A 24,234-nucleotide genomic window follows, 5' to 3' on the forward strand; every position below is an offset into this window, starting at 1 on the left:
TTCTAAAAGATAAGATAATGCTCATATGAGCAATGCCTTTACCCGTTCTCCCTCGCTTACAACCCCCAAGATTCTTCTAGTTAAGCTTTCATCTCTTGGGGATGTGCTGCATAACTTACCAATCGTCTGGGATTTGCGTGCCCGTTTGCCTGATGCGCAAATTGATTGGGTAGTGGAAGGGGGGTATGTTCATCTTTTGGAGCCCTTGTTATCACGAGATGGCTTCCGGGGAATTGATCGCATCATTCCCTTTGGACTGCGTCGCTGGAAAAAGAATCTTTTTAGTCTGGCCACATGGAAAGATTTTTTTGCATTTAGAAAATCGCTTCAATCATCTACCTATGATGTATTGATTGAAACTCAGGGCTTATTGAAATCTGCCATCGTCTGCTCCTTGGCCAAGAAGAATCCGGATGCGGTGATAGCCGGACTTGCCAATGCGACCGAGTTTTCGGGATACGAGCCGCTTGCGAGATCCTTTTACAGCCAATCGGTACAAGTGCCATTCCAGTGTCATGCAGTAGATCGTTCTCGTTGGGTGATGTCCTCCGCTTTGGATTGGCCACTGCTTGAGCGTTCTACTACGCCAATATTCTATCCAAGCGGTTTTGTAGCTAGCATTCCCAAGAGTCTTGTTGAGGGTTTGAGATCTCCTTACGTGCTGTGCTTTCATTCAACGGCTCGAGAGGCTAAGCGTTGGCCTAATGAGTGCTGGATTGAGTTAGGCAGGGATCTTGCCAGTCGCGGCTATCAAGTGGCCTTTCCGTGGGGAAGTCCAACTGAAAAGGCAGTCAGTATTGCGCTTGCCAATCAAATCCCAGGTGCTTTTGTGCCACCCGCATTTTCAATTGAAGAGGCTTTTTCAGTGATTTCTGGTGCAGCCTTAACGGTAGGCGTAGATACTGGTCTGACGCATTTAGCAGCCGTACTCGATAAGCCGACTGTGGAAATTTATTGTGACTCACCACGCTGGAAGACTGAGGGCTATTGGTCGAATCGAATTGGTAATGTGGGTGATATACAAAATCCACCAAGTGTTCAAGAAGTTCTTGACGCATCCTTAAAGCTTCTACAGCAAGCCTAATTTTTCATTTCTTTACTGCTTCAATTCTTATCGTAGTAAGGTATTGATGGAGATCAGGTCTTCATCAGATAGTGCCGCTGCATGGGCTTTTAACTTAATTGCATTGAGAATGGTGTTGTAGCGTGCTTGCTGTAGTTGTGAGCGAGTGGTAATCACGGTATCTAGGGCAATCAATACATCGATATTGATTAATGTCCCAACCTGAAATCCTAACTTGCTAGATTCCAGCGCCGAAGTAGATGAGCGTTCTGCAGCCTCATATGCTTTAACGCTAGCGAGTCCGCCATAGAAACCAGTAAAAGCGGCGCGGGTGCTTTGCGCAGCAGTACGGCGAGCATTGTCGTAATTAGATTTAGCTGCATCTAATAAGGCGGCATTCTGACGAATCACAGAACTATTAAAGCCACCCGATACCAAAGGAATAGTCATTTGCAAGGCAATGGTGTTGTTATAAATATTCGTCTGTGACGGAGTTAAGCTATTGGCTGTTCCGTTAGAGGTGTTGTAGCCCGCAGTACCAATAAAGTTAACGGAAGGGTAGTTCAGAGCCTGGGAGGCTTTGAACGTACTTTCAGCCAAGTTAACAGAGAGCTGACCTGCCAAAACATTGAAGTTGGCACTTTCAGCCTGGTGAATCCAGTCTTCTAGAGTTTGGCCTTTTGGCAGTTGCGGATTAACGCTATCTGCAATCGGGATGCCATTACTATCTTTAGATTTAGAGCGAGGATCCTTGAGTACGCCGTCAATCTTGGCTTCTTTGGTCAATGGTTTCAAGGCGCCTACAGGTCGACCAACCAATTGTTCTAAGACACCCCGTTTAACAATCAGATCTGCTTGAGCAGTAATCTCTTGAGAATTTGCAAGATCTAATGCAGCTTGTGCTGTATTGACATCAACAATCGTGGCTAAGCCAGCATCAAACTTTGCTTGAGCAATATCTAATTGTTGCTTGATGAGACTCTTTTTATTGCGGTAAAGCTCAACATTATCTTGGCTGGTTAATGCATCAAAGTAAGCCTGTGAAACGCGGATGATGAGATCTTGTTGCGCCAAGTAAAAGCGCATATCCGCAATTTTGGTATTTAAGTCGCCCTGCTTAAATGCTTCGAGGGCGGCAATGTTAAATACAGGCTGTGTCAGAGTGACCGTATAGCTTTTCTGGTCATATACCCGAGAGCCGACATAGGGAGTGCTAGCCGGCTGATTTCCAGCGGTATGTTGATAGTAGCGAGTTCCAACAGGTACAGCAGCCGCCTGTGGGAGTAAGAAGGACAAGCCCTGCCAGTAGAGCTCTTTGCTTGCCTGGTAGTTAAAACGGGCGGTATTGAGGACTGGATCGCTAAAGGCTGCTTCTTGATATAGACGGATTAAATCTGTTGCTTGGCTGGCGTTTGTTCCATTGCCACTCACATTCGATGGTGCTCCAGCAGTGGGAATGGCTTGCTTTGGCATGACCACCATTTGTGGAGGTATTTCTAGGCCCGTAAAGGACTGTGCACTTAAGGGTGTTGGTAACACCGGTTTGGTGCCAATGGGGCTTTGCGCAAAGGCCTTGATTGGTGCACTGAGTCCGAGAGCCTGGCTCAGGATTAAACCAAAAATGGTTATCTGAGAGAGGCGAAAGCGTGTGTGGGTCATCTAATTCGGATACTTTTCAATGTGCCTTGAAGTTTAAGGCTTATTTGCGCAAAGCGCTGGATTTAGAGCGGATTTTGCCAAATCCCAGAGAGGTCTCCATCTGCCTATAAAATTGCGCCTATGGATCTAATTTTGCTAGGTAAAGCAGTAATACTGGGGGTAGTGGAGGGCTTAACTGAGTTTTTGCCAATCTCCAGTACGGGTCACTTGATTTTGGTTGGGGACTTGCTCAATTTTAATGATGAGCGCGGTAAGGCCTTCGAGGTCATTATTCAGTTTGGCGCCATTCTGGCAGTCTGCTGGGAGTTTCGTGAAAAGCTCTGGAGGGTTGCTTCAACTGCCCGAACGAGCGCTATCTCAAGGCGTTTCATTCTTAATCTATTGATTGCCTCCATTCCAGCAATGGGCTTGGCTTTCATATTTGGCAAGTATATTAAGGCAGTGCTATTTTCCCCTATCCCAGTTGCTAGCGCCTTTATCGTGGGCGCGCTCGTCATCTTTTGGGCCGAGAACCGCCAGAAAAAAGTGATGGCGAGAAAAAACCATATTCAGTCGGTGGATGATCTCAGTCCTCTAGATGCATTGAAGGTTGGCCTGGCTCAGTGCGCCGCATTGATTCCGGGAACATCTCGTTCGGGTGCAACCATTATTGGCGGCATGCTATTTGGTTTGCCTCGCACAGTTGCCACTGAGTTTTCATTCTTTTTGGCTATCCCTGTCATTGGGGGTGCAACTGCATACGAGTTGCTCAAACTTTGGAAAAACCCCGTATCTTTATCAGGTGAATTTACTTGGGCGATTGTGATCGGTTTTATCTCTGCCTTTATCTCTGCCTTTATTTGTGTTCGTTGGTTAATTCACTATGTTGCAGGGCATGACTTCATTCCATTTGCTTGGTACCGCATTGTCTTTGGTTTATTGGTTTTAGTGAGTGCGTATAGCGGCTTAGTCGCTTGGTCTCATTAAGAAATAGGCCTACAACATTAATTAAGATTGATTGGAGAAGTGATGGACGTATCCATTGATGCGATTACCAATAATATTCAACTGGCTTTAGCCCCAGTATTTCTCTTGACCGCAGTAGCCACCCTGATTAATGCGATTTCAGCGCGCTTGGCGCGTTCGGTGGATCGTATGCGCGCAATTCAGTTTCGAATTCAGGAGGGTGGAGTAACAGATGGAGCCATCTTGAAGCACATGATGAAGGAAGCGAATGAGGCAAAAATTCGAGGTCGTCTTTGTACTGCCGCTATTTTCTTTAATGTATTAAGCGGCGTATTTATTTCATTAACTGTCCTAGAGTTGTTTTTCTTTCAGGCAGGCGCGGTGCGGTCATTGCAAACTACTTATGTGATTTGGACCTTTGTGCTGGGATTAGTTTCGTTTATGACTTCACTTTCAATCGTGTTAGCTGAAGTGGTTTATGCCTACCGTTCAGCGGGCTGGAATACGCCTTTCCCAAAGTAGAAATTAAAGAAGCGATAAATGAAGGCATCTCTCTCGTGAATTTTCCAAGAACCGATCGTATCCGCTCTTTTGTTTTAAGGGCTGGTAGAACTACTGCTGGTCAGCAACGCGCCATTGATCATCTGGGCCCTCAGTTTTTACTGCCATTTCAGGGAACTGTTTTGGATCTGGATCAAGCATTCAATGGCTCATCTCATCCTAAGATATTAGAAATTGGTTTCGGAATGGGTGAGACTACTGCCAAAATCGCTACCTTGCGTCCCGATGATGATTTTCTAGCAATTGAAGTGCATCCTCCCGGAGTGGGCGCCTTACTCAAATTGATTGGCGAGAATCAGCTCACTAATTTGCGTTTAATCCGTCACGATGCTGTTGAAGTCTTAGAAAATATGATTGCACCGAACTCTTTAGATGGCATTCATATTTACTTTGCAGATCCTTGGCATAAGAAACGCCATCACAAGCGCCGCTTGATTCAGGCGGAGTTTGTTAAATTATTGGTTTCTCGTTTAAAGCCAGGCGCCTATTTGCATTTGGCAACAGATTGGCATAACTATGCAGAGCAAATGCTTTTGGTTTTGAATGCCGAGCAAGCGATAGAAAATGCTTCTAGCGAGCGCGTTGATATTGAAACCTTTGCGGCGGAGGATGCTGTATTGGATGGTGATATCAGCAAAGAATTCAAGCCCACCTTAGAGCAGTTAAATAGTAAACACCAGGGATATGTTGAGAGACCTGCTTATAGGCCTATTACTAAGTTTGAGAACCGAGGGCTGAAGCTTGGTCACGGCGTATGGGATTTGGTTTACAAGAAAAAATAAAATAAGAATTAGTTAATCGATAAAGTTGCTAATCAGCAGCTTTATCGATTGGACTTTAGTGTTTACTTCTAGAGTCCCAGGCAAACATATTTGAGTTCCAAGTATTCATCCATGCCATAGATGCTACCTTCGCGCCCCAAGCCTGACTGCTTCACACCACCAAAGGGGCCCACTTCATTTGAAATAATTCCGGAGTTGACGCCAACTATGCCGTACTCAAGCGCTTCAGCAGCCTTCCAAACGCGACCAATATCACGACTGTAAAAATAGGAGGCCAATCCAAACTGACTATTGTTGGCCAGCCTGATTACTTCCTCATCGCTTTCAAAAGAAATGATAGGCGCCACTGGTCCAAAGGTTTCTTCATATGTGATGAGCATGTCATTGGTGACATTCGACAAAATAGTGGGCTCATAAAAAGTGCCACCCAAAGCAGAGGGCTTACCACCAGTTATGAGCTTGGCACCTTTGCTTAGTGCATCGGCTACATGCCTTTCTACTTTCTCTAATGCGGCTTGCTCAATGAGGGGGCCTTGAGTAGTACCGGGCTCCATACCATTGCCAACCTTGATTAACTGAATCGCTTTAGCAAATTTTTCAACAAACTCACCTTGAACTTTTTTGTGCACATAAAAACGATTTGCGCAGACACAGGTTTGCCCCGAGTTGCGGTATTTGGATGCCATCGCGCCTGAAACAGCTGCATCGATATCGGCATCTTCAAAAACAATAAAAGGTGCATGACCACCGAGTTCTAGACCCAATTTTTTTACCGTAGGGGCGCATTGCGCCATCAAGGTACGCCCAACCTCAGTTGACCCTGTGAATGAAAGATGGCGAACCGTGGTCGAAGCGCAAAGTGTTTTACCAATGACAATCGAGTGGTCAGAATCTGCCGTCAAAATATTAATCACGCCCGCAGGAACGCCGGCACGCTGGGCAAGTTCGGCAAGTGCTAAGGCGCTCAGCGGGGTCAGCTCTGCTGGCTTGATCACAATGGTGCAGCCAGCTGCCATTGCTGGTGCAATCTTGCGCGTAATCATCGCAATTGGGAAATTCCAGGGAGTGATCGCCACACAAACCCCAATGGGTTGTTTCATGACGATCATGCGCTTATCACTCCAGGTAGTGCTCGGAATGGCTCCGGCAACTCGTTTTGCTTCTTCAGCAAACCACTCTACAAAAGAAGCACCATAAGCCACTTCACCTGCTGCCTCAACCAAGGGCTTGCCTTGCTCCAATGTCATGAGGGTAGCGAGATCTTGGGTATTTTCAATGATGAGATCAAACCATTTGCGCATTACATTGGCACGCTCCTTTCCGGTCTTGCTCTTCCAAGACTGAAAGGCTTGCTCTGCAGCATGAATGGCTAGCTCGGCATCTTGTGGCTCAAGATTGCTTACCTCAGCTATGAGCTCTCCAGTAGCAGGATTGTGAACTGCAAAAGTTCCTCCTGAGCCAGTTTTAAACCAGGCGCCATTAATGAAGGCTTCCTCTTTAAATAGACTTGGATCTTTGAGTAAGTTGCGGATATCAGTTTTTTGCATGACGAAGTCTCTTGGTGTAGCGGTCTGTTTTTATTTTATCCCCCAGTGTAGTTTGGATTGCATTATGGTTCCGGGAAAATAAAACCCCCTGGACTTCATTGGAAGTGCAGGGGGTAATTATGAGTGGAGCTTGGTTTAGCTAGACTGCATCTCAGTACTACGCAATTGTTGGGCTAAGAGGTCCAGAACGCCATTGACATACTTATGGCCATCAGTACCGCCAAAAGTTTTGGCGAGTTCAACAGCTTCATTGATGGCCACTTTATAGGGAACGGCTAAGTCGATCGCTAGCTCATAAGTGCCAATGAGTAATGCAGCATGCTCCACTGGAGAGAGCTCATTAATGGGTCGGTCAAGGGCTGGGGTAATAATGCCCTCCAGTTCATCAGTGTGCTCCAATACCCCAGAAAAAATTCCCTGAAATAAATCATGCTGGCAACGACGAAAGCCTGGGTCCTCGGCGAGCTGTTTGGCGATAGCTGCAGCATTGGGCAGGCTGCCTGCACGACGCATTACCAGGCTTTGGTAAACGCCTTGTAAAGCATATTCACGGGCGCGACGACGTGGTGTCAAGGAGCGCTTAGGCGCACTAGCTACCGGGGTTTGTGGATTAACGGGGTTCTTTGTCATATCAATCATTGCTCTTCTGAAGGATTGATTTGAAAATCAATATCGGGTGTAAGGGCTAAAGCGAGGTTAGCCATTTCTACTACAGCCTTGGCACAATCAGCACCCTTCACTTGAACGCGCACTTGCGCTTGCTCATCGGTTTCACAGGTGAGCACGCCATTAGCAATCGGCAGGCCAGAATCAATGGAGATGCGGGTGATGCCCGAGGCAGACTCATTAGAAACTAATTCAAAGTGGTAAGTCTCGCCACGAATCACTGCGCCAAGAGCAACTAAACCATCAAACTCGCCAGTTTCCGCCATTTTTTGGAGTGCGAATGGGATTTCCAATGCACCCGGTACGGTGACCAGCTTAATGTCGGATTGAGATACACCCAGCTTGATGAGCTCCTCAATGCAGGCAGTTGTTAAGGCAACACAGTGCTCTTCATTGAAGCGCGCTTGTACGATCCCTACACGAAGATCTTGGCCATTGAGATCGGCCTCTAAAACGCCTACAGCTTGTTCATTATTAGATGTGGTCATAACTTGAGATTGCTTATTGATTGGGTTCAAAGGGGATATAGCCCGTTACTTCAAGCTTGTATCCGGAGAGGCTTGGAACCGGGCTGGGGTTAGCAAGCAAACGCATTTTGCCAACGCCGATATCTTTCAGGATTTGTGCGCCGATGCCATAGCTGCGGAAATCTGTTTTGCGGGTTAAGGGTTTTTCTGCTGATTCAGCATGAGTGCCGTTGAGTTTATGAAACTGCGCTAACCAATCAGCATCGTTGGGTGATGCAATACCAGAGGCATTTAATAGGACGGCTACACCTGCTGGGGCTGATGCTAATTTCTGCAAAGCCTGAGCAAGAGGCCAAGAGTGGGTGCTGACATCGGCTTCTAGGAAATCGATTACCGTTACAGGCTCATGAACACGCACTAAGGTCTCTTCAGTTTCTGAGGGCTTGCCGTGTACCAGCGCTAAATGAATACAAGAGCTTGGCGTATCGCGGTAGATGATTCCGTGGAACTTCCCCCAGGGAGTGTTGAACTCACGTTCACCTTCGCGAACCACAATACTTTCATTTTGACTGCGGTATTGAATGAGGTCAGCAATGCTGCCAATCTTTAATTGATGTTCTTTTGCAAACTCGAGCAAGTCTGGCAATCGCGCCATACTGCCATCATCTTTCATGATTTCGCAAATCACAGCGGTGGGGGAGCAACCAGCCATAGAGGCCAAATCACAGCCGGCTTCAGTATGTCCAGAGCGAATGAGTACGCCACCGGGCTGAGCCATTAATGGAAAGATATGACCTGGCTGAACCAGGTCATTGGGTTTTGCGTTTGCGGCAACTGCCGTCTTGATAGTGTGCGCGCGATCTGCTGCAGAGATGCCAGTGGTAACTCCGCTGGCTGCCTCAATCGAAACAGTAAAGTTAGTTCCCATCGAGGTGCCGTTATCCCTCACCATTAAAGGCAAGTTGATTTGTTGGCAGCGTTCGCGCGTCAAGGTAAGGCAAATTAAGCCACGACCATGCTTGGCCATAAAGTTCACGGCTTCTGGAGTGACATGATCGGCAGCGAGTACTAAATCACCTTCATTCTCGCGATCTTCTTCGTCGACCAGAATGACCATCTTGCCAGCTTTGAGCTCAGCAACAATTTCTTCTGTGGAGGCGAGGGTATTTTGCATAGCCTTCTATTTTAAGCTGAGGAGGGGGTTTTAGGGCTGCAGTTCTAGATCCCCTGAAATATTCCTCTATATCCACCATTTCTGACGACTGGGACCTATTAAAAGCATTTTTTCGCCGACTTATTCTCGAGAAAATGCTTTATGCCTGAGTCTATTCAGAAATTGATCATCGTCAGCGAATTAGGGGGACAGGCCAAAGGATTTATTTTGTTTGAGGTTCTGATAGCCATGGGACTAGTCACTACAAGTTGGATCGCCCTAGGTAATTCCTATCAGTACCAAATATTGCGTTTAGGGCAGCTACAAGAGCAGCGGGTAAAAATGAAAAAAGAGGTGGACCAGCACGAGATTTCTGTATTTTCTGCCCCCCCGATTGAACAATGCAAACCCAGTCTCAAGAAAGCCAGCAAATGAATCTATTGGAGTGTCTCGTCGGTCTCGCCCTATCTCTAGTATTGGTCGCACCCTTGATAAAAAATAGTGGTGAATTCATTGCCAAGCATGTTGAGTATGAAAAATCCCAGTCCCTTGCTACTGAAGCGGATCGTGCCCTGGAATTGATTGGCCGCGCGATACGGATGGCGGGTTATCAGAATGCAAAATCACCAATCTCATCTGGTAGAAAAAATACCGCGTCGAGTGATTTCATCCGCGTTCAAAAAAATAGCGGATACAAGGGATCTGATGAATTGCTGGTGAAATACCAACTCTCTTCGGGGATTGATTTTGACTGCATTGGTAATACCTTGTCAAAAGAGCGCACCAAAAATGGCATGACTCAGCAGGGATTTTTAGTGGATCGGCAAGCGTCTGTACCGAAAGATATGCGGCTAAATGGAGGGTCTTTGATCTGCCAATCCTTGGATCGACAAGGGCGATTGCAAAACACAACTCTTATGAATGGCGTAGATCTGCTGGCAATCGAGGAACTACCAGCCAATACAGGCCGAGCCTTTAGGGTAAGACTGCTGATGACTGATGGCCGCTCGATCAACAAAGAATTTGAGCGCACCTTTGCGTCGCGCAATCTGCTGTGATTATTGCCTGGGTCTTATCGCTTTTGATCTTGCTATCTTCATTAGTGATGCACTTAGAGCGCTTAGCTGCGCTTGAGATTATTGGCGCCAATACTTTTGTGGAGACGCATAAACAATTTATTGCTGCTGAAAAAGCAATTTTGGAATGCGAGCAGCATCTTTCCAAGATTGCCATTCTAGACAATGCTTCTTGCCATATTCAATCTACTGGAAAAAATCTATGGCTGATATCTAGCAAAGGACGGCCAAGATTGGAGGTGCTTGTATTTTTGGATGAGAAAACCCAGATGGCAACACGCTTAAATTGGCGGCAGAACTTTGAATAAGAAAGAGAGCGGCAGCAGTCTACTGGAGTTGATGGCAGTCGTACTGATTATTGCCATCATTGCCGTTTCGGCAATGCCCTTATTACATAAACAAATGGCTGCTCGAGAAATTGACATCATTGCAAGACGTTTTATTGCGCATGCCCAATTTGCAAGAGCGCAAGCACTTACTTTGGGGATGTCAGTACAGATCTCTCCTGCAAAAGACAATCTGTGGGAAGAGGGTTGGGTAGTTAAAAGTGGCTGTGAAGATCGTCAACCAAAATCTACCTGCCTTGAGCGGCTTTGGTTTTCTCAAGGCGATATTGCACCGGTGTATTTCAAGGGTGGGGGTAAACAATTTATCGACCCCCATTCTTCTAGGCGGGGGATTGCCTTCAATGCGGCGGGGGCAGCTAAAATAGCCCAAGGTGGGTTTGTAGCCAACCGATTGGTATTGGGTCATGACCAAGATTCACGGCTGGAGCGGCAGTTGATATTGAGCAGTGGGGGTCGCTGGAGAATCTGTGACCCTATTAAGGATGCAAAAGCCTGTAGGTAAGGTCGGTAAATTTGCCGCTTTCTGTCGCAATCGGTTTTAATAGACCCATGTACACCGCAGTCGACCGCCAATTTATGAGCGAGGCATTAGCCGAAGCTCAAAAAGCCTTATATCTATCCAACCCCAATCCTCGGGTGGGATGCGTCATCGTTAAGGGCGGCGAAGTCATTGGCCGTGGGTATACCCAAAAAGTGGGTGCCTCCCATGCAGAGGTTCAGGCATTGGCCGATGTAACTTCTAATGGTTTTGACCCTGTTGGATCAACGGTATACGTGACCTTGGAGCCTTGCAACCACACGGGCAGAACGCCACCATGTGTAGACGCTTTAATTGCTGCCAAGCCGGCTATGGTGATTGCAGCGATGTCAGACCCCAATCCTCTTGTTGGCGGCAAAGGGCTTGAGCGATTAAAGGCCGCTGGCATTGATGTGCGTTGCGGTTTATTGGAGTCTGAGGCTCAAGCCGTAAACCAGGGATTTATTTCTAGGATGACTCGGGGCTTGCCTTGGGTCCGCTTGAAAATGGCTGCTAGTTTGGATGGTAAGACGGCTTTGCCGAATGGTCAAAGCCAATGGATAACCGGACCGCTAGCTAGAGCGGATGGTCACCATTGGCGCGCTCAAGCCTGTGCCATTTTGACTGGGGTTGGTACGGTGAGGGAGGATGACCCAAGTCTCAACGTCAGAGATGTCGAGACTGAGCGCCAGCCCTGGAAAATCATTGTCGACTCCAAACTAGAGACGCCACTCGATGCCAAGGTATTGCAGAATTTAGATCAGGCGGGTGCAATATTAGTCTGCGCTTCATTGGATTCTCAGGAGAGTCAACAGAAGGCGAGAGTATTTGAGGCTCTGGGTATTGAGGTGATTGCGATGGCCAATGCCCATGGCAAAGTAGATTTGCCCAAGCTCTTTGCCTATTTAGCAAAAGAGCGTCATATGAATGAAATTCATGTTGAAGCAGGGTTTAAATTGAATGGCTCCCTGCTGAGAGAAGATTGCGTTGATGAGCTCTTGCTCTATTACGCACCTTTCTTCATGGGTGAGGGTATTGGGATGGCCAACATCTCCCCATTGACATCTTTGGATCAGCGTCAGGATTGGCAACTTATCGATCAAAGCCTGTTTGGTTCCGATCTTCGTTTGCGCCTCTGTAAGAAATAAACCAAAAAAGATACGCAGCAAGTGCATTCGATTTAAAGCCTACTCATAAACCCCATCTACAATCCCACTATGTTTACTGGAATCATTACCGCTGTTGGTCAAATTAAAAGCGCTCAAGCTAAAGGCGATGGCCTGCACTTGGTAGTAGAAGTACCTTCTGGGTATCTCAATGATGTTGCGCTGGGCGATAGCATTGCTATTCAGGGTGCATGCATGACCGCAACAGAATTTACTGGCAATACTTTTGCTTTAGATATCTCACGCGAGTCTTTAAATAAGACGGTTGGCTTAGACAAAGTGGGCCCAGTCAATCTAGAAAAGGCGTTGCATTTAAATGATCGCTTGGGTGGTCACCTAGTAAGTGGGCATGTTGATGGTATGGGGAAGGTGGCACATTTTGCCGCTGTTGCTGACGATGCTTATGGTTCTTGGTTGCTAAAGATCGAAGCGCCCAAAGAGCTGGCGCCATTCTTGGCCTATAAGGGATCGATTGTTGTCAACGGTGTTTCGTTAACTGTGAATAAAACCGAAGACACGGCAAATTCCTGTGTAATTGATATCAACCTCATTCCCCATACTTTACAAAGTACAACACTTGGGAATCTCAAGGAAGGTGATGCAGTTAATCTTGAAGTAGATTTGATTGCACGTTATGTTGCGCGCATGATGGAAACGCAAGCTCCTCAGTAGTTCATTTTCTACTGCTTGCTTTTTGGTAAACCTCAGATTGATTCCGTTTTCCAACGGCAACAATTAATATGACCAGCTTATGGTCGATAACCTCGTATACCAGTCTATACCCTAGGGTTGCGAGTTTTATCTTGTAGAAATCATCTAAATCTCCATGGAGTTTTGCTGACGGCACTCTAGGATTTTGAATTCGTTTTTCAAGCTGTTTTTTGAACTGGCTACGAACTGAATTATCTAATTTCTTCCACTCTTTTAAGGCTAGTACATGAAACTCAATGCTAAAGGTCGTCAAGCTTAACCTTTACAGTTTTTCCGCCACTTCTAGTCTTAATCGTTTTGATAAGGGAGAGGTCATCCAATAAATCTAACAATGCCTCATATGCTTTTGCTGATAAGAGATAGGCCTCGGGCTTATTGTGATTAAGTACTGCCACTGGTAGGTCACCGGCAATTTCCAAGATTTTGCTTGGATTGCGCCTGAGGTCTGTCATGCTGACAGTCGTTTTTGCGTGAATTGTTTGTGTAATACTCATAATAAATTGCCCATAATTTGGTGCATTATTATGCTTTTTTTACAAAAAGTCAAACCCTGAAAAGGGAAGGGCTTTGATGCGGTGGGGGCTTATAGACGACGATAGCGCGTCGGATCACTCAGGTTAGCTTGCTTGAAGCCTACTTGTCTTAGGCGGCAAGACTCACATTCCCCACAAGCTTCACCCAAATCATTTGCTTGATAGCAAGACACAGTTTGTGAGTAGTCGACACCCAAGGTGACGCCCAGTTGAATGATTTCTGCTTTGCTCATACTGATGATGGGTGCATGAACCCGAAAGCGATTGTCATTATTGATAGCCTCTACACCAGCTTTAGTAGCTAGATTCGCCATCGTTTCAAATGAAGCGACATATTCTGGTCGGCAGTCTGGATAGCCAGAGTAATCCACGGCATTAGCGCCATAAAAAACATCTAAGCCGCCTAATGACTCAGCCCAACCCAAGGCTAGCGAAAGCAAAATCGTATTGCGGGCCGGTACATAAGTGACGGGAATTTCATGATCGTTGCCTGGGGTAAGGGGGATATCAATAGAGGAGTCGGTGAGGGCTGAGCCGCCAAAACGCGTAAGGTCTAAATTCACTACCTCATGACGGATAACCCCCATCTTCTTGGCGATGTGTTTTGCTGCTGCCAGTTCGGATGAGTGGCGTTGGCCATAGCCAACTGACAGAGCATATGGTGCGTAACCCAGATCTTTTGCCAGCGCCAGAATCGTACTGGAATCCAATCCCCCAGAAAACAAAATGACGGCCGGTGCATTGGGTTTGCGTGGGGCGATATTCTGAAAAGCAGCTGATAACTTAGACATGGAAAAATATTGAAGCGTTAGTTTCTAAATTACTTAGTAGCGGCAATTAATTGCTGCGCGTCTTTTGCTGCTTCAGTATCTGGATACTTGCTGATGATTTCACCAAAGGTTTTCTTGGCTGCAGCTTTGTTGCCACTTTCCAATTGCGCATTACCCAAGGTCAACATCGCAGTCGGAATGCGTGGGTGGCTTGGGTAGCGCTTAATCAGGCTTTGTAACTGTGCAATCGCACCCGAGTAATCTTTATTGGCATATTTGCTGTTACCACTCCAAAAGAGTGCTAGCGGAACATAGGGGCTCTTAGGGTGGCGATTGACAAAGGCTGAGAAGCCTTCATCTGCCTTTTTCAAATTGCCCGCTTGGAAAGCTTTTAAGGCCTCGTCGTAAGCTTTTTTCTCGCCCGGTTGCACTATGCCACTCACGCCCTCAATGGTGATGGTGCGTGGCTCAAAATTGCCTAAGCGGGTATCGAGATCTTGGTAGTAAGTCTTCTGACTTGTGCTGATATCTTCGCCTTGCTTCTCTAGGTTCTCTACCTTACCGCGAAGCTCAGCGTTATCTGCTTTGAGTTTCTCAATCTGATTTTGTAAGTCCAGCTGGGTCGTTGCGAGTGTTTTACGTAACTCCAAAATTGCTTTACGTGCATCGTCATCGGCAAAGAGTGCCCAAGCATTGCTTGATAGACCTAAGCAAAGAGCGGTGGCACTTAAACAAAACGCTCGTGAGAGCGTTTGTTTAAAAGAGTGTGAAAGGCTACGCATTAGTTTGTAATGTAAACAATGTCAGCGCGGCGATTTTCTGCCCATGCGGCTTCGTTATCACCTTCAGCTTTTGGCTTTTCTTTACCAAAGCTCACTGCTTCCATCTGGTCGTCAGAAACGCCCATCAAGTTCAGTGATTTACGAACTGCATCTGAACGACGTTGACCTAAAGCTAAGTTGTACTCTGCTGTACCGCGCTCATCGGTATTACCCTGAATGATGATCTTTTGCTTTGAATTGGCCTTTAAGAAGCTGGCGTGTGCAGACAATTGTTTTTGATATTTAGTCTGAACGGTGTATTCATTGAAATCAAAATACACACTACGTTGGAAGAGTGGGCTACTTGGATCATTCCATGGTTGTGAGCCAAAATTTCCGCTGCCGCCATTGGCGCCATCAACGTCATCCAATTTGACACTTGAGCAAGCAGCTAAAAATAATGCTGTTACCCCAACGAGGGTGAGGGTTGCGGCACGGCGTGCGATAGAAATCTTCATGATCTGTCCTTTTTCCTACAAATGAAGCTATTAAATGAGCTAATAGCCAATATTATGCCCCTAAGATTGAAGAATTTGAATGGAAAGTGTGCTGAATAGGTACATAAATACGCTTCGCTTATTTCCTTTTTTCCTCAATTGAGATAATATAAATCCTCAAATGAGGAATTTAACATGCCTAGCGTGATCCCAAAAAAGGTTGCAACGAAAGTGCTTAGCAAGCCCCAATTGAGCCTTGCCCATCTGGATTTATCTTTTGCCACCATTTATCGAGTTGAGCCTATGGATCGCATTAAGTTAATTCGTGATGGGATTCCCGCTCGATATATCAATGTCATTTCTGATTCGATGGGTATTACAAAAGAAACTTTATTCAAGTTCTTGAATTTACCGAAGTCAACTATTGATAAGAAATCAGTCGCAAACCAAATGTTGCCTATAGAGCAGGGCGAGCGCTTAATTGGTATGGCTAAGCTTGTTGGCCAAGTAGAGTCCATTGTTTCTGAGTCAGGAAATCCAGAGGGTTTTAACGCTGCGAAGTGGGTGGCAAATTGGCTTGAAAAGCCTTCTCCAGCTTTAGGTGGTGAGAAGCCATCGGCTTACTTAGATACGGTTTCCGGTCAAGAAATGATTTCAGACCTCCTTGCCAAAATTCAAACTGGGGCATACGCATGAGTGTTCAGGCTGTTTGGAGAATTGCGGTTGACACACCTTCGTTCAAAGCGGATGACCTGAGTGGAGAGGGAGCAAAAAAATCTGGTGGAAGATGGAATAAAAAAGGGACACCAGTTTTATATACCTCTGAATCGATTGCTCTTGCTTGTTTGGAAACCTTAGTGCATATCAATGCGCAAGGCTTGCCCTTAACTCGCTATCTGGTGCGGATTGATATCCCGACAAAAGTGTGGGATTTGGCTAAGAGGCTGAATATGAAAACCGCCGGGATTGGTTGGGATGCATTGCCAGCGGGAACTGCCAGCATTGAGAGGGGTCAGAAATGGCTGCAATCAAATGCTAGCGCCTTATTGTTTGTCCCCTCAGTTGTTATTCCACAAGCAAGCAATGTGTTGATTAATCCCCTGCACCCGGATGTGAAGCTGATTAAGGCAAAGAAAATTGAGAAATTTTCTTACGACCCGCGCTTAGTAGGCCAACCTTAATCAATGCACTCTAGTCCATAAATGGACCCCAGGATGGCTGACGGACATCAGACCCTGGAATACTCAACACCTGTTTAGAGTTGCCATCCACGGATACGGCAGCCAAGACCCGCTTGCCGCCGACCTTAGTGGAATACAGGACATAGCGACCATTTGCTGCAAATGAGGGCGACTCATCGCTGGTGCCGTCAGTCAATGCTTGGGAATCGCCGGTAGCCAGATTGAGGATGTAGAGGCGGAAGGCTCCGCCAACATTGGCGATGTAGGCTAAATATTTCCCGTCAGGTGAAATCCGCGGCGAGGTGACAAAGCCCTGTTTATAGGTGACGCGTTTTGCCCCTTCAACTTGTTCACCTTCAGCGCTCATGCGATAAATCTGCGGATTACCACCACGATCACTGGTGAAGTAGATATAACGACCGTCAGCTGAATATTGTGGCTCTGTATCAATGGTGTATCCACGAGTGAGGCGATGCAGACCTGTGCCATCGGCATTGATGCCGTAGATCTGGGTATTGCCATCTTTTGACAGGGAGATCGCCAGTTTTTTACCGTCAGGCGACCACGCTGGCGCACTGTTATTTCCTTTTTGGTTCGAGAGAGAAATACGGCGACCAGTTGCCAGTTCATGAACGTAAATGACTGGTTTGCGATCTTCAAAAGAAACGTAGGCCACTTTTTTGCCATCAGGTGACCATGATGGAGAAATGATAGGTTCTCCGCTGCTCATGGCATTGCGAATATTTTGACCATCCGCATCAGAGATCACCAAGCGATAGCGTTTGCCTTCTTTGATGACGTAGGAGAGTCGAGTAGAGAAGATGCCACGCTCACCCAATAGTTTGAAGATGATGTCGTCTGCAATCTTATGGCCCACAGCGCGCAAATTGTCTGCGCTCGAATTAAGGTTGAGGCCACCAAGACTGAGAGACTTGCGAATATCAAATAATTTGTAATGAATTTCAAACTGAGAGGCGCTAGTCTGCACTATTGAACCCACTACGAGTGCATCTGCTCCGCGAGCTGCCCAAGACTTGTAGTTTGGTGTGCCTTCATCACTTTCGCTAGCGTTGCCGTTTTCAGTATTTTTGAAGTAACCACTGCGCGCTAAATCTTGACGAATGATGTCGGTGATATTGGTGGGTAATTTGTTCTCATCTTTAAAGCGCATTACCGCGATTGGATAAAGAGATTGGCCTACGCCAGTGATTTCAATGCTCATCTGTGCATGACTAGGAAGACTGCTTACGCCAAAGCCGAGAACCACAATCCACGGAAGGATCTTTATAAAAGAGCGTGCGATGTTTTTGATCATGTCTAGTAATTTACTTCGGTTTGAGTTTAAGTTCAGGTGTCAGAGTTGGAAATTGACCATTGTCGTCTTTTGGTAGGCTTTGGGTAGCATCAATTGCGCTTAAGACCGCTTGATCCCAAGCATTATCACCACTGCTTGAAGTCATTACTCTGCTCAGGATAGCTCCATCTGGAGCGAGCTTAAGCTGAATGATAGTTTGTTTATTGCCTTTAAAAGAATCTGCATTAAAGGTGATATTGGCACGCACCTTCTTAATGACTTTATCGCTCCAGCCAGGAGGTGCATTGCCCCCGCCACCAACACCACTGCCGACAGATCCACCGGTACCACCATCTTTTGCCGCCAATCCACGCAGACTAGCAATATTGGCTTCGCGCCTTTTATCGGACTCTGCATTGGCTTTAATTTGGGCAGGCGTCAATGCAGCTGGTTTTGGAGTTTCTACTTTCTTAACTGGCTCAAGTTTTTTGGGCTTCTCTTTTTCTTTCTCCTTAGGCGGAGTTGGCTTAGGTGGAGCAGCTGGTTTCGGTGTTTCTTTCACGACTTCTTTTTTAGGAGGTTCTTTTTCGACCGGTTTTTTCTTAATGGCGATATCAGCCGCTTCTTCTTTCATCTCTGTCTTGACTTCAGGCACCACGGGCGCTTCAACTTGTGGGCTAGCATCCCACAGTTCTACTTCTACGCCCGAAGGTGTGGAGTTATTCCAGCTAATGCCAATCATCAGAAATGCAAGCAAGCCTAAGTGCACGGCCAATGAAAAACTAAAAGCACGTTTTGTACTTTCGTTTTTCGTCAGACGTCCTCGAGTAAAGTCTGAGTGAAAAGTTTGCGCGCTATTCATGGAAACAATGCAGGGGTGCTTACTGGCTCTTTACAGCAAGACCAACACGTTTCACGCCGTTCTCTTTGAGCTTAGACATCACTTCCATCACCACTTCATATTTAATGGATTTATCGGCAGCTAGAACGACTGGTTGCTCAGCAGATTTTTCTGCTTGTGATCTTGCAAAGGCACCGAGCTCAAATTTATTTAAAGTCTGAACGGGGTCGCCATCTTTGCGAACGATGACATTTTCATTGGCATCAATGGTTAAAAAGACGGGCGGCAAGGATTGCACTTTTGCGCCACCGACAGTGGGTAAATTGACGACGCCAGGATTAACCATTGGCGCTGTCACCATGAAGATGACTAGCAGTACCAACATCACATCAATGTAGGGCACCACATTGATGTCGGACATCGCCCGACGCTTGGAAGACTTTCTGAGAGATCCGGCCATACTTATTTGCCTGCAGTCTGACGTTGCAAGATGTTGGTGAATTCTTCGATGAAGGTTTCAAAGCGAATCGCTAGGCGGTCCACATCGGTTGCGGCGCGGTTATAGGCAACTACTGCAGGAATAGCGGCAAAGAGGCCGATTGCAGTTGCAACTAATGCCTCAGCAATCCCTGGGGCAACAGCTGCCAAAGTGGCATTTTGAACGTTGGCTAGGCCACGGAAAGCGTGCATGATGCCCCAAACGGTGCCAAAGAGGCCGATATAGGGGGAGACTGAGCCTACAGACGCTAAGAAGGGTAGATTGGCTTCCAGCATGTCCATTTCGCGCTGATAGGTCGCTTTCATGGCACGGCGGGCGGCATCGATTTCACGAACTTTCATGAACTCCTGCATGCCAGCCTCAAAGATATGCTCTAAAACCGCATCACTACGGGTATTGCGCTGAGCAGCTTCTAAGAGGGTGCTTAGGTCGCCACCTGACCAAAAGTCACGCTCAAAACGCTCTGTATCGCGCCTGACGCCCCGCAGAATGGCGGTTTTCTTGAAAATGATGGTCCAGGAAGCTACAGACATGCCCATTAATAACAACATTACTAACTGGACTAATAGGCTGGCATTAAGGACTAGGGAGAGGAATGAGAGGTCTTGTGTGGAGGTCATGGTGGATTTTGTATGATGTAGGTTGATTTTACTAAGTTAATTCACTCAGCAATACAACTTCATCAGGATTATCACCATGTTTGACCGCCAAAATACTTTAGCCAAAACTGACCCAGAATTGTGGGCAGCGATTCAGAATGAGAATCAGCGTCAAGAAGACCATATTGAACTCATCGCTTCTGAAAACTACACCTCCCCAGCAGTCATGGCAGCCCAAGGCTCCCAGTTGACCAATAAGTACGCTGAAGGCTATCCAGGTAAGCGTTATTACGGCGGTTGTGAGTTTGTGGACGTGGCTGAGCAATTGGCGATTGACCGTGTAAAGGCTTTATTTGGCGCAGAAGCGGCGAACGTACAGCCGCATTGTGGCGCCTCTGCTAACCAGGCAGTGTTCTTGGCTTTCTTAAAGCCGGGCGACACATTCATGGGGATGAGCTTGGCTGAAGGTGGTCACTTGACTCACGGTATGGCTCTGAACATGAGCGGTAAGTGGTTTAACCCAATCGCTTATGGCTTGGATAAGAATGAAGAGATTGACTATGAACAAATGGAGCGTTTAGCTCGCGAGCACAAGCCAAAATTAATTATTGCCGGTGCTTCTGCTTACTCAAGAAAGATTGATTTTGAACGCATCGGTAAATTAGCTAAAGAAGTGGGTGCGATTTTCATGGTGGACATGGCTCACTATGCAGGCTTGGTAGCTGCTGGCGTATATCCAAATCCAGTACCGCATGCTGATATTGTTACTTCAACTACTCACAAGAGTTTGCGTGGCCCCCGCGGCGGCATCATCTTGATGAAAGCAGAGCACGAGAAGGCAATTAACTCTGCAGTATTTCCAGGCTTACAAGGCGGTCCTTTGATGCATGTGATTGCTGCTAAAGCAGTCGCATTTAAAGAGGCGCAAGAAGCTGGCTTTAAGGATTACCAAAAGCAAGTGGTTGCCAATGCTAAAGCTTTGGCTGAAACCTTAATCGAACGTGGTCTACGCATTGTTTCTGGTGGTACAGACTCCCATGTAATGTTGGTGGACTTACGCGCCAAGAAGATGACTGGTAAAGAAGCTGAGCGCGTGTTGGGCGAAGCACACATCACTTGCAACAAGAACGGTATTCCGAACGATCCAGAAAAACCAATGGTGACTAGCGGTATTCGTTTGGGCTCACCTGCAATGACTACTCGCGGGTTTAAAGAAGCTGAAGCAAAGCAAGTGGGTAACTTTATTGCTGATGTCTTGGATAATCCAAATGATTCTGAGAATATTGCTAAAGTGCGTGCCCAAGTTGCTGAGTTGACTAAGCGTTTTCCGGTTTACGGCTAAGCCTAAGCTAGAGAAAGCACTCATTGCGCTGCCCCTTCTGTCATAACGACGACACCCAGGTTTTAGATACCCGGGTGTCGGACGAGGGCGATACGATTCGTCGTCGTCGTCGTTGCTCAAAATGCGACAAGCGATTCACAACCTACGAGCGTGTAGAGCTAGTTCTTCCAGCCATCGTAAAGAAGAACGGTAGTCGTGTTGATTACAGTCACGATAAGTTGGCTAGCTCAATCAAGCTGGCCTTACGCAAGCGCCCAGTTTCATCAGACTCTGTTGATGAATCAATTGCCCGCATAGAAGAAAAACTACTTAGCCTTGGTGAAAAAGAGATCCCGAGCGAGCGCGTTGGCGAATTGGTAATGCGTGAACTCAAGCGCTTAGACAAAGTCGCTTACATTCGCTTTGCTTCAGTCTATCGAAGTTTTGCGGATATCGAATCTTTTGAGAGTGCGCTCAAAGAGTTGAAATAGGGCTTTGTTAGTAGCCTTTTGGACTATTTTTCTAATTTATAGGAATCTTATGCAAAGTTATGTAAAAAGCATAACTTTGCATAAGATTCCTATAAATGCCTTACAGAATGATTTCCAATCCCTTTCTTTCAATCAGGGATAAGAGTTTTAGGGATGTTCCGCTTGGCTTTTTATCTCCAGCTTCCCATTTTTGAATAGTCGATAGGCTCGTATTGATTGCCAGAGCAAAAACTGCCTGACTCAAATGAGTTTTGCTGCGCAATTGAAGTAAATATTTTGAGAGTTAAAATTTATTAAACTTGATTGGATCAAAACTCTTGTCTTGCTTAGCTTTCTCTTCAATATGTTTTATAAATTTTTCTAACTCTCTCGTGGATAAAGCCCCACAGCGATGAAGTCCTCGCATGGTTTCATCCATTTCATCAACAATTCTGCTGGTTGATTTTTTATCTGTCATGCCTAGAATTTAGCATCGAAATGCAGCCCTCTAAATTCAAATAAATAGCTATTTTCTTTAGATGGTCTTTGCATGTATACTGTAACCAATTGATTACAATTTCAGCATGTATGAAATTAATAAAACAGTTGAATTCGAGATGTGGCTTGCCGCTATTCGTGACCCCTTAACTCGAGGGCGATTATTGGCAAGACTTCGTAAGGTTGCCTTGGGTAGCTTTGGGGATGTCGCCCCAATATCCAATTCAAACGGGATTTGGGAGATGAGGGAACACTTTGGTGCTGGTTGGCGTATGTACTACATACTGCATAGGCAAGTGGTGGTGATTGTCTTGGGAGGCGGCATCAAGACGACCCAAGTAGCTGACATTAAGAAGGTTAAGAAAATACTTCTGACCATGGAGAAATAAATGGCAAAAATGAAAAAGATCAAAATCAGTGAGTTGCCGAAGTTTGATGTTGTTGATTACTTAAAAACAGAAAAGGATATTGCTGGATATCTAAACGCCGTCTTGGAAGATGGTGATCCCGCTTTATTCGTGGCTGCAATCGGTGATATTTCAAGAGCAAAAGGAATGAGTGATATTGCTAAAAAGAGTGGCGTTACAAGAGAATCTCTTTATAGGGCTCTAAAGATTGAGGCTCGCCCACGATTTGAAACTGTTGCAAAGGTAATACATGCATTAGGAATGAAGTTGAGTGTTCATGCGTAAATAAAAAATGGACTGCCAAAGCAGTCCATTTTTATATTCGTAATATGCGAAAAATATCGCTTACCTCGCTTACTTCAATACCGCAAAAATAGAAGTAGCAATGTCATCAACGCTACCAGTGCCGCTGACCTTACGATAAGCAGGTGCTTTCACTTTATCGGCAGCATTGCTTTGAGTTGCCCAGGTAGAGTAGTACTCCACTAGTGGACGAGTCTGATCGTTATAAACTTGTAAGCGCTTGCGAACCGTTTCTTCTTTGTCATCATCACGCTGAATCAAGTCTTCACCAGTCACATCATCTTTGCCTTCAAGCTTAGGCGGATTGAAAGTGATGTGATAAGTACGACCTGATGCTGGATGAACGCGACGACCACTCATACGATCGATGATGGCATCAAACGGTACATCGATTTCTAGAACGTAATCGATTGGTACGCCAGCATCTTTCATGGCTTGTGCTTGTGGAATGGTTCTTGGGAAACCATCAAATAAATAACCCTTGCCGCAATCTGGTTGGGTTAAGCGATCTTTAACTAAGCCAATGATGATTTCGTCGGAAACAAGGCCGCCGGCATCCATAATTTTTTTAGCAGCAATGCCGAGTTCAGTTCCGGCCTTCACAGCAGCGCGCAACATATCGCCTGTCGAGATTTGTGGAATAGCAAATTTTTCGCAAATAAACTGAGCTTGTGTGCCTTTTCCAGCACCTGGTGCACCGAGCAGAATCAACCGCATTGTTTTCCCCTTAGAAGAGCTGACATTGTCCCGTATTTTGTTGGGAACCTGGATACTTATTGCCTAGGATTATCCCCGAGAAGTTTCAAACTACCGAGACTTTGGCTGATTGGCCTAGGGGCGAGCTAGCAATTGCCGCACTCTTTCCAGGTCCTCTGGGGTATCTACCCCTGCTGGCGGGGCTTCACTGGCGGTGTGCACCGCAATTCGGTATCCATTCCAGAGGGCGCGAAGCTGTTCTAGGGCCTCGGCTTGCTCGGGTGGAGCGGGTTCAAGGCGGGTGTAGGCCTCTAAAAAGTCAGCCCGGTAGGCGTAAATGCCTAAATGTCGCAAGTGAGTGACTGGCACCCCTGCTTCAGGGTCGCGCACAAACGGAATGGCGGATCTTGAGAAATACAAGGCTTCCCCAGCTTTGTTGAGAACCACTTTAACCACATTGGGATTATTGATCTCGGCAGTATCGGTAATGGGGACTGCCACAGTGGAAATTGCACAAGCCGAATGGTCGGCTAAAGTTTGGGCAACTTGATTAATCAATTCTGGTGGAATGAGGGGTTCATCGCCTTGCACATTCACCACCAAAGTATCTGCGGGAAGTTTAAGGAGTTGCGCTACTTCAGCAATGCGGTCTGTGCCGGTGGGGTGATTTGGGCTAGTTAACAAACACTCAATACGATGTTTGTCACAAGCTGCTTGGATTTCAGGCGAGTCGGTCGCAACCACTACGCTTTGTGCGTGTGATTGTTGGGCGCGTTCCGCTACGCGAATCACCATAGGCTTACCGCCAATGTCTGCTAGAGGCTTACGTGGCAGACGGGTTGAGCCAAGTCTGGCGGGTATTACTACTAAAAATTCTGGAGGCTGATTGCTCATGTATTTTTGA

At 46.3% G+C, this 24,234-nt stretch carries 34 protein-coding genes; 16 read left to right on the plus strand and 18 right to left on the minus strand.

From position 1 onward, the window contains the following. Window positions 1–25 precede the first annotated feature (25 nt). Window positions 26–1,084: a lipopolysaccharide heptosyltransferase I gene (gene waaC / locus ICN12_RS04905; protein ID WP_216271096.1), complete on the plus strand. Its 1,059-nt coding sequence runs from the start codon at window positions 26–28 to the stop codon at window positions 1,082–1,084. Window positions 1,085–1,111: 27 nt separating this feature from the next. Here waaC and ICN12_RS04910 read toward each other — a convergent pair whose 3' ends face one another. Continuing rightward, complete coding sequence (locus ICN12_RS04910) at window positions 1,112–2,722, minus strand: TolC family protein (RefSeq protein WP_216271098.1); 1,611 nt, start codon at window positions 2,720–2,722, stop codon at window positions 1,112–1,114. Between the two features lie 120 nt (window positions 2,723–2,842). Here ICN12_RS04910 and ICN12_RS04915 point away from each other — a divergent pair, with 120 nt between their 5' ends. From ICN12_RS04915 to trmB, 3 genes are read left to right on the plus strand one after another with little or no spacing between them, the layout of a single operon-like run. Further along, the gene (locus tag ICN12_RS04915; RefSeq protein ID WP_216271100.1) at window positions 2,843–3,688 is read left to right on the plus strand and encodes an undecaprenyl-diphosphate phosphatase; all 846 of its coding nucleotides are present in this window, start codon (window positions 2,843–2,845) and stop codon (window positions 3,686–3,688) included. A gap of 42 nt (window positions 3,689–3,730) precedes the next feature. Continuing rightward, a complete protein-coding gene (locus ICN12_RS04920; RefSeq protein ID WP_216271101.1) occupies window positions 3,731–4,189 on the plus strand; it encodes a DUF2721 domain-containing protein in 459 nt (152 codons plus the stop codon). Window positions 4,190–4,191: 2 nt separating this feature from the next. Then, on the plus strand, window positions 4,192–5,010 hold the full coding sequence (trmB, locus tag ICN12_RS04925; protein ID WP_370624943.1) for a tRNA (guanosine(46)-N7)-methyltransferase TrmB: 819 nt from the start codon (window positions 4,192–4,194) through the stop codon (window positions 5,008–5,010). A 68-nt stretch (window positions 5,011–5,078) separates the two neighbouring features. Here the strand turns inward: trmB and ICN12_RS04930 are convergent, their stop codons facing one another. The 4 genes from ICN12_RS04930 to ribBA all read right to left on the minus strand — a co-directional run bounded on the left by ICN12_RS04930 (window position 5,079) and on the right by ribBA (window position 8,864). Next, window positions 5,079–6,557 (minus strand): NAD-dependent succinate-semialdehyde dehydrogenase, encoded by a 1,479-nt coding sequence (locus ICN12_RS04930; protein WP_216271103.1) that lies wholly within the window; start codon window positions 6,555–6,557, stop codon window positions 5,079–5,081. Between the two features lie 135 nt (window positions 6,558–6,692). Continuing rightward, on the minus strand, window positions 6,693–7,196 hold the full coding sequence (gene nusB / locus ICN12_RS04935) for a transcription antitermination factor NusB (RefSeq protein WP_370624940.1): 504 nt from the start codon (window positions 7,194–7,196) through the stop codon (window positions 6,693–6,695). Continuing rightward, window positions 7,193–7,711: a 6,7-dimethyl-8-ribityllumazine synthase gene (gene ribH, locus ICN12_RS04940; protein WP_216271114.1), complete on the minus strand. Its 519-nt coding sequence runs from the start codon at window positions 7,709–7,711 to the stop codon at window positions 7,193–7,195. Before ribH ends, nusB begins: the two co-directional genes overlap by 4 nt. A gap of 13 nt (window positions 7,712–7,724) precedes the next feature. Beyond that, window positions 7,725–8,864 carry a bifunctional 3,4-dihydroxy-2-butanone-4-phosphate synthase/GTP cyclohydrolase II gene (gene ribBA, locus ICN12_RS04945; RefSeq protein ID WP_216271116.1) on the minus strand — a complete coding sequence of 380 codons (1,140 nt, stop codon included), beginning with the start codon at window positions 8,862–8,864 and terminating at the stop codon, window positions 7,725–7,727. 141 nt (window positions 8,865–9,005) lie between these two features. On the opposite strand from ribBA, the gene ICN12_RS04950 reads away from it, so the two are divergent. The 6 genes from ICN12_RS04950 to ICN12_RS04975 all read left to right on the plus strand — a co-directional run bounded on the left by ICN12_RS04950 (window position 9,006) and on the right by ICN12_RS04975 (window position 12,621). Continuing rightward, window positions 9,006–9,278, plus strand: a complete 273-nt coding sequence (locus ICN12_RS04950; RefSeq protein WP_216271118.1) for a hypothetical protein — start codon at window positions 9,006–9,008, stop codon at window positions 9,276–9,278. Continuing rightward, window positions 9,275–9,901: a hypothetical protein gene (locus tag ICN12_RS04955; RefSeq protein WP_255537701.1), complete on the plus strand. Its 627-nt coding sequence runs from the start codon at window positions 9,275–9,277 to the stop codon at window positions 9,899–9,901. Before ICN12_RS04950 ends, ICN12_RS04955 begins: the two co-directional genes overlap by 4 nt. Then, window positions 9,898–10,227, plus strand: a complete 330-nt coding sequence (locus tag ICN12_RS04960; RefSeq protein WP_216271121.1) for a hypothetical protein — start codon at window positions 9,898–9,900, stop codon at window positions 10,225–10,227. Before ICN12_RS04955 ends, ICN12_RS04960 begins: the two co-directional genes overlap by 4 nt. After that, on the plus strand, window positions 10,220–10,768 hold the full coding sequence (locus ICN12_RS04965; protein ID WP_255537702.1) for a GspH/FimT family pseudopilin: 549 nt from the start codon (window positions 10,220–10,222) through the stop codon (window positions 10,766–10,768). Before ICN12_RS04960 ends, ICN12_RS04965 begins: the two co-directional genes overlap by 8 nt. Window positions 10,769–10,815: 47 nt before the next feature. After that, window positions 10,816–11,931, plus strand: coding sequence for a bifunctional diaminohydroxyphosphoribosylaminopyrimidine deaminase/5-amino-6-(5-phosphoribosylamino)uracil reductase RibD (ribD, locus tag ICN12_RS04970; protein ID WP_216271123.1), 1,116 nt, complete (start codon window positions 10,816–10,818; stop codon window positions 11,929–11,931). A gap of 69 nt (window positions 11,932–12,000) precedes the next feature. Further along, complete coding sequence (locus ICN12_RS04975; protein ID WP_216271125.1) at window positions 12,001–12,621, plus strand: riboflavin synthase; 621 nt, start codon at window positions 12,001–12,003, stop codon at window positions 12,619–12,621. A gap of 1 nt (window position 12,622) precedes the next feature. On the opposite strand, the gene ICN12_RS04980 is transcribed toward ICN12_RS04975, so the two are convergent. The 5 genes from ICN12_RS04980 to pal all read right to left on the minus strand — a co-directional run bounded on the left by ICN12_RS04980 (window position 12,623) and on the right by pal (window position 15,242). Further along, window positions 12,623–12,913 (minus strand): type II toxin-antitoxin system RelE family toxin, encoded by a 291-nt coding sequence (locus ICN12_RS04980; protein ID WP_216271127.1) that lies wholly within the window; start codon window positions 12,911–12,913, stop codon window positions 12,623–12,625. Next, window positions 12,900–13,154 carry a type II toxin-antitoxin system prevent-host-death family antitoxin gene (locus ICN12_RS04985; RefSeq protein ID WP_216271129.1) on the minus strand — a complete coding sequence of 85 codons (255 nt, stop codon included), beginning with the start codon at window positions 13,152–13,154 and terminating at the stop codon, window positions 12,900–12,902. The genes ICN12_RS04980 and ICN12_RS04985 overlap by 14 nt, the downstream gene beginning before the upstream one ends. A gap of 89 nt (window positions 13,155–13,243) precedes the next feature. Beyond that, on the minus strand, window positions 13,244–13,984 hold the full coding sequence (gene queC / locus ICN12_RS04990; protein ID WP_216271131.1) for a 7-cyano-7-deazaguanine synthase QueC: 741 nt from the start codon (window positions 13,982–13,984) through the stop codon (window positions 13,244–13,246). Window positions 13,985–14,013: 29 nt separating this feature from the next. Beyond that, on the minus strand, window positions 14,014–14,745 hold the full coding sequence (gene ybgF, locus ICN12_RS04995; protein ID WP_216271133.1) for a tol-pal system protein YbgF: 732 nt from the start codon (window positions 14,743–14,745) through the stop codon (window positions 14,014–14,016). Continuing rightward, window positions 14,745–15,242, minus strand: a complete 498-nt coding sequence (gene pal, locus ICN12_RS05000) for a peptidoglycan-associated lipoprotein Pal (protein WP_216271135.1) — start codon at window positions 15,240–15,242, stop codon at window positions 14,745–14,747. The genes ybgF and pal overlap by 1 nt, the downstream gene beginning before the upstream one ends. Window positions 15,243–15,416: 174 nt before the next feature. On the opposite strand from pal, the gene ICN12_RS05005 reads away from it, so the two are divergent. Together ICN12_RS05005 and ICN12_RS05010 are read left to right on the plus strand one after the other, a co-directional pair. After that, window positions 15,417–15,917, plus strand: coding sequence for an Xre family toxin-antitoxin system antitoxin (locus ICN12_RS05005; RefSeq protein WP_216271137.1), 501 nt, complete (start codon window positions 15,417–15,419; stop codon window positions 15,915–15,917). Beyond that, window positions 15,914–16,402, plus strand: a complete 489-nt coding sequence (locus tag ICN12_RS05010; protein WP_216271139.1) for an RES family NAD+ phosphorylase — start codon at window positions 15,914–15,916, stop codon at window positions 16,400–16,402. The genes ICN12_RS05005 and ICN12_RS05010 overlap by 4 nt, the downstream gene beginning before the upstream one ends. 10 nt (window positions 16,403–16,412) lie before the next feature. Here the strand turns inward: ICN12_RS05010 and tolB are convergent, their stop codons facing one another. From tolB to tolQ, 4 genes are read right to left on the minus strand one after another with little or no spacing between them, the layout of a single operon-like run. Then, complete coding sequence (tolB, locus tag ICN12_RS05015; protein ID WP_216271141.1) at window positions 16,413–17,717, minus strand: Tol-Pal system beta propeller repeat protein TolB; 1,305 nt, start codon at window positions 17,715–17,717, stop codon at window positions 16,413–16,415. A gap of 10 nt (window positions 17,718–17,727) precedes the next feature. Next, window positions 17,728–18,558, minus strand: a complete 831-nt coding sequence (locus ICN12_RS05020; RefSeq protein ID WP_216271143.1) for an energy transducer TonB — start codon at window positions 18,556–18,558, stop codon at window positions 17,728–17,730. 19 nt (window positions 18,559–18,577) lie between these two features. Continuing rightward, the gene (gene tolR, locus ICN12_RS05025; protein ID WP_215305811.1) at window positions 18,578–18,997 is read right to left on the minus strand and encodes a protein TolR; all 420 of its coding nucleotides are present in this window, start codon (window positions 18,995–18,997) and stop codon (window positions 18,578–18,580) included. A gap of 2 nt (window positions 18,998–18,999) precedes the next feature. Then, window positions 19,000–19,656 carry a protein TolQ gene (gene tolQ / locus ICN12_RS05030; protein WP_216271145.1) on the minus strand — a complete coding sequence of 219 codons (657 nt, stop codon included), beginning with the start codon at window positions 19,654–19,656 and terminating at the stop codon, window positions 19,000–19,002. A 76-nt stretch (window positions 19,657–19,732) separates the two neighbouring features. Here tolQ and glyA point away from each other — a divergent pair, with 76 nt between their 5' ends. Continuing rightward, complete coding sequence (gene glyA, locus ICN12_RS05035) at window positions 19,733–20,977, plus strand: serine hydroxymethyltransferase (RefSeq protein ID WP_216271147.1); 1,245 nt, start codon at window positions 19,733–19,735, stop codon at window positions 20,975–20,977. A 23-nt stretch (window positions 20,978–21,000) separates the two neighbouring features. Beyond that, entirely contained in the window at window positions 21,001–21,447 is a 447-nt protein-coding gene (gene nrdR / locus ICN12_RS05040; protein WP_216271149.1) for a transcriptional regulator NrdR, read from the plus strand. 100 nt (window positions 21,448–21,547) lie between these two features. On the opposite strand, the gene relB is transcribed toward nrdR, so the two are convergent. Together relB and ICN12_RS05050 are read right to left on the minus strand one after the other, a co-directional pair. Next, the gene (gene relB / locus ICN12_RS05045; RefSeq protein ID WP_216271151.1) at window positions 21,548–21,709 is read right to left on the minus strand and encodes a type II toxin-antitoxin system RelB family anti-toxin transcriptional regulator; all 162 of its coding nucleotides are present in this window, start codon (window positions 21,707–21,709) and stop codon (window positions 21,548–21,550) included. Between the two features lie 21 nt (window positions 21,710–21,730). Then, window positions 21,731–21,904 (minus strand): hypothetical protein, encoded by a 174-nt coding sequence (locus tag ICN12_RS05050; protein ID WP_216271153.1) that lies wholly within the window; start codon window positions 21,902–21,904, stop codon window positions 21,731–21,733. 106 nt (window positions 21,905–22,010) lie between these two features. Here ICN12_RS05050 and ICN12_RS05055 point away from each other — a divergent pair, with 106 nt between their 5' ends. Both ICN12_RS05055 and ICN12_RS05060 read left to right on the plus strand, forming a co-directional pair. Then, complete coding sequence (locus ICN12_RS05055) at window positions 22,011–22,313, plus strand: type II toxin-antitoxin system RelE/ParE family toxin (RefSeq protein ID WP_216271155.1); 303 nt, start codon at window positions 22,011–22,013, stop codon at window positions 22,311–22,313. Next, a complete protein-coding gene (locus ICN12_RS05060; protein ID WP_216271157.1) occupies window positions 22,314–22,616 on the plus strand; it encodes an addiction module antidote protein in 303 nt (100 codons plus the stop codon). Between the two features lie 69 nt (window positions 22,617–22,685). Here ICN12_RS05060 and adk read toward each other — a convergent pair whose 3' ends face one another. Both adk and kdsB read right to left on the minus strand, forming a co-directional pair. Then, window positions 22,686–23,351 carry an adenylate kinase gene (gene adk, locus ICN12_RS05065; protein ID WP_216271159.1) on the minus strand — a complete coding sequence of 222 codons (666 nt, stop codon included), beginning with the start codon at window positions 23,349–23,351 and terminating at the stop codon, window positions 22,686–22,688. Window positions 23,352–23,465: 114 nt separating this feature from the next. Then, the gene (gene kdsB, locus ICN12_RS05070) at window positions 23,466–24,224 is read right to left on the minus strand and encodes a 3-deoxy-manno-octulosonate cytidylyltransferase (protein ID WP_216271161.1); all 759 of its coding nucleotides are present in this window, start codon (window positions 24,222–24,224) and stop codon (window positions 23,466–23,468) included. Window positions 24,225–24,234: the final 10 nt, after the last annotated feature.

Source organism: Polynucleobacter sp. AM-25C3, from assembly GCF_018882335.1.
GTDB lineage: Bacteria > Pseudomonadota > Gammaproteobacteria > Burkholderiales > Burkholderiaceae > Polynucleobacter.

What these genes read in the sequence shown, in the direction of transcription:
- waaC (WP_216271096.1), top strand. Translation starts at nt 26, where the DNA reads ATGAGCAATGCCTTTACCCGTTCTCCCTCGCTTACAACCCCCAAGATT.
- ICN12_RS04910 (WP_216271098.1), bottom strand. Translation starts at nt 2,722, where the DNA reads ATGACCCACACACGCTTTCGCCTCTCTCAGATAACCATTTTTGGTTTA.
- ICN12_RS04915 (WP_216271100.1), top strand. Translation starts at nt 2,843, where the DNA reads ATGGATCTAATTTTGCTAGGTAAAGCAGTAATACTGGGGGTAGTGGAG.
- ICN12_RS04920 (WP_216271101.1), top strand. Translation starts at nt 3,731, where the DNA reads ATGGACGTATCCATTGATGCGATTACCAATAATATTCAACTGGCTTTA.
- ICN12_RS04930 (WP_216271103.1), bottom strand. Translation starts at nt 6,557, where the DNA reads ATGCAAAAAACTGATATCCGCAACTTACTCAAAGATCCAAGTCTATTT.
- nusB (WP_370624940.1), bottom strand. Translation starts at nt 7,196, where the DNA reads ATGATTGATATGACAAAGAACCCCGTTAATCCACAAACCCCGGTAGCT.
- ribH (WP_216271114.1), bottom strand. Translation starts at nt 7,711, where the DNA reads ATGACCACATCTAATAATGAACAAGCTGTAGGCGTTTTAGAGGCCGAT.
- ribBA (WP_216271116.1), bottom strand. Translation starts at nt 8,864, where the DNA reads ATGCAAAATACCCTCGCCTCCACAGAAGAAATTGTTGCTGAGCTCAAA.
- ICN12_RS04950 (WP_216271118.1), top strand. Translation starts at nt 9,006, where the DNA reads ATGCCTGAGTCTATTCAGAAATTGATCATCGTCAGCGAATTAGGGGGA.
- ICN12_RS04955 (WP_255537701.1), top strand. Translation starts at nt 9,275, where the DNA reads ATGAATCTATTGGAGTGTCTCGTCGGTCTCGCCCTATCTCTAGTATTG.
- ribD (WP_216271123.1), top strand. Translation starts at nt 10,816, where the DNA reads ATGTACACCGCAGTCGACCGCCAATTTATGAGCGAGGCATTAGCCGAA.
- ICN12_RS04975 (WP_216271125.1), top strand. Translation starts at nt 12,001, where the DNA reads ATGTTTACTGGAATCATTACCGCTGTTGGTCAAATTAAAAGCGCTCAA.
- ICN12_RS04985 (WP_216271129.1), bottom strand. Translation starts at nt 13,154, where the DNA reads ATGAGTATTACACAAACAATTCACGCAAAAACGACTGTCAGCATGACA.
- queC (WP_216271131.1), bottom strand. Translation starts at nt 13,984, where the DNA reads ATGTCTAAGTTATCAGCTGCTTTTCAGAATATCGCCCCACGCAAACCC.
- ybgF (WP_216271133.1), bottom strand. Translation starts at nt 14,745, where the DNA reads ATGCGTAGCCTTTCACACTCTTTTAAACAAACGCTCTCACGAGCGTTT.
- pal (WP_216271135.1), bottom strand. Translation starts at nt 15,242, where the DNA reads ATGAAGATTTCTATCGCACGCCGTGCCGCAACCCTCACCCTCGTTGGG.
- ICN12_RS05005 (WP_216271137.1), top strand. Translation starts at nt 15,417, where the DNA reads ATGCCTAGCGTGATCCCAAAAAAGGTTGCAACGAAAGTGCTTAGCAAG.
- ICN12_RS05010 (WP_216271139.1), top strand. Translation starts at nt 15,914, where the DNA reads ATGAGTGTTCAGGCTGTTTGGAGAATTGCGGTTGACACACCTTCGTTC.
- tolB (WP_216271141.1), bottom strand. Translation starts at nt 17,717, where the DNA reads ATGATCAAAAACATCGCACGCTCTTTTATAAAGATCCTTCCGTGGATT.
- ICN12_RS05020 (WP_216271143.1), bottom strand. Translation starts at nt 18,558, where the DNA reads ATGAATAGCGCGCAAACTTTTCACTCAGACTTTACTCGAGGACGTCTG.
- tolR (WP_215305811.1), bottom strand. Translation starts at nt 18,997, where the DNA reads ATGGCCGGATCTCTCAGAAAGTCTTCCAAGCGTCGGGCGATGTCCGAC.
- tolQ (WP_216271145.1), bottom strand. Translation starts at nt 19,656, where the DNA reads ATGACCTCCACACAAGACCTCTCATTCCTCTCCCTAGTCCTTAATGCC.
- glyA (WP_216271147.1), top strand. Translation starts at nt 19,733, where the DNA reads ATGTTTGACCGCCAAAATACTTTAGCCAAAACTGACCCAGAATTGTGG.
- ICN12_RS05050 (WP_216271153.1), bottom strand. Translation starts at nt 21,904, where the DNA reads ATGACAGATAAAAAATCAACCAGCAGAATTGTTGATGAAATGGATGAA.
- ICN12_RS05055 (WP_216271155.1), top strand. Translation starts at nt 22,011, where the DNA reads ATGTATGAAATTAATAAAACAGTTGAATTCGAGATGTGGCTTGCCGCT.
- ICN12_RS05060 (WP_216271157.1), top strand. Translation starts at nt 22,314, where the DNA reads ATGGCAAAAATGAAAAAGATCAAAATCAGTGAGTTGCCGAAGTTTGAT.
- adk (WP_216271159.1), bottom strand. Translation starts at nt 23,351, where the DNA reads ATGCGGTTGATTCTGCTCGGTGCACCAGGTGCTGGAAAAGGCACACAA.
- kdsB (WP_216271161.1), bottom strand. Translation starts at nt 24,224, where the DNA reads ATGAGCAATCAGCCTCCAGAATTTTTAGTAGTAATACCCGCCAGACTT.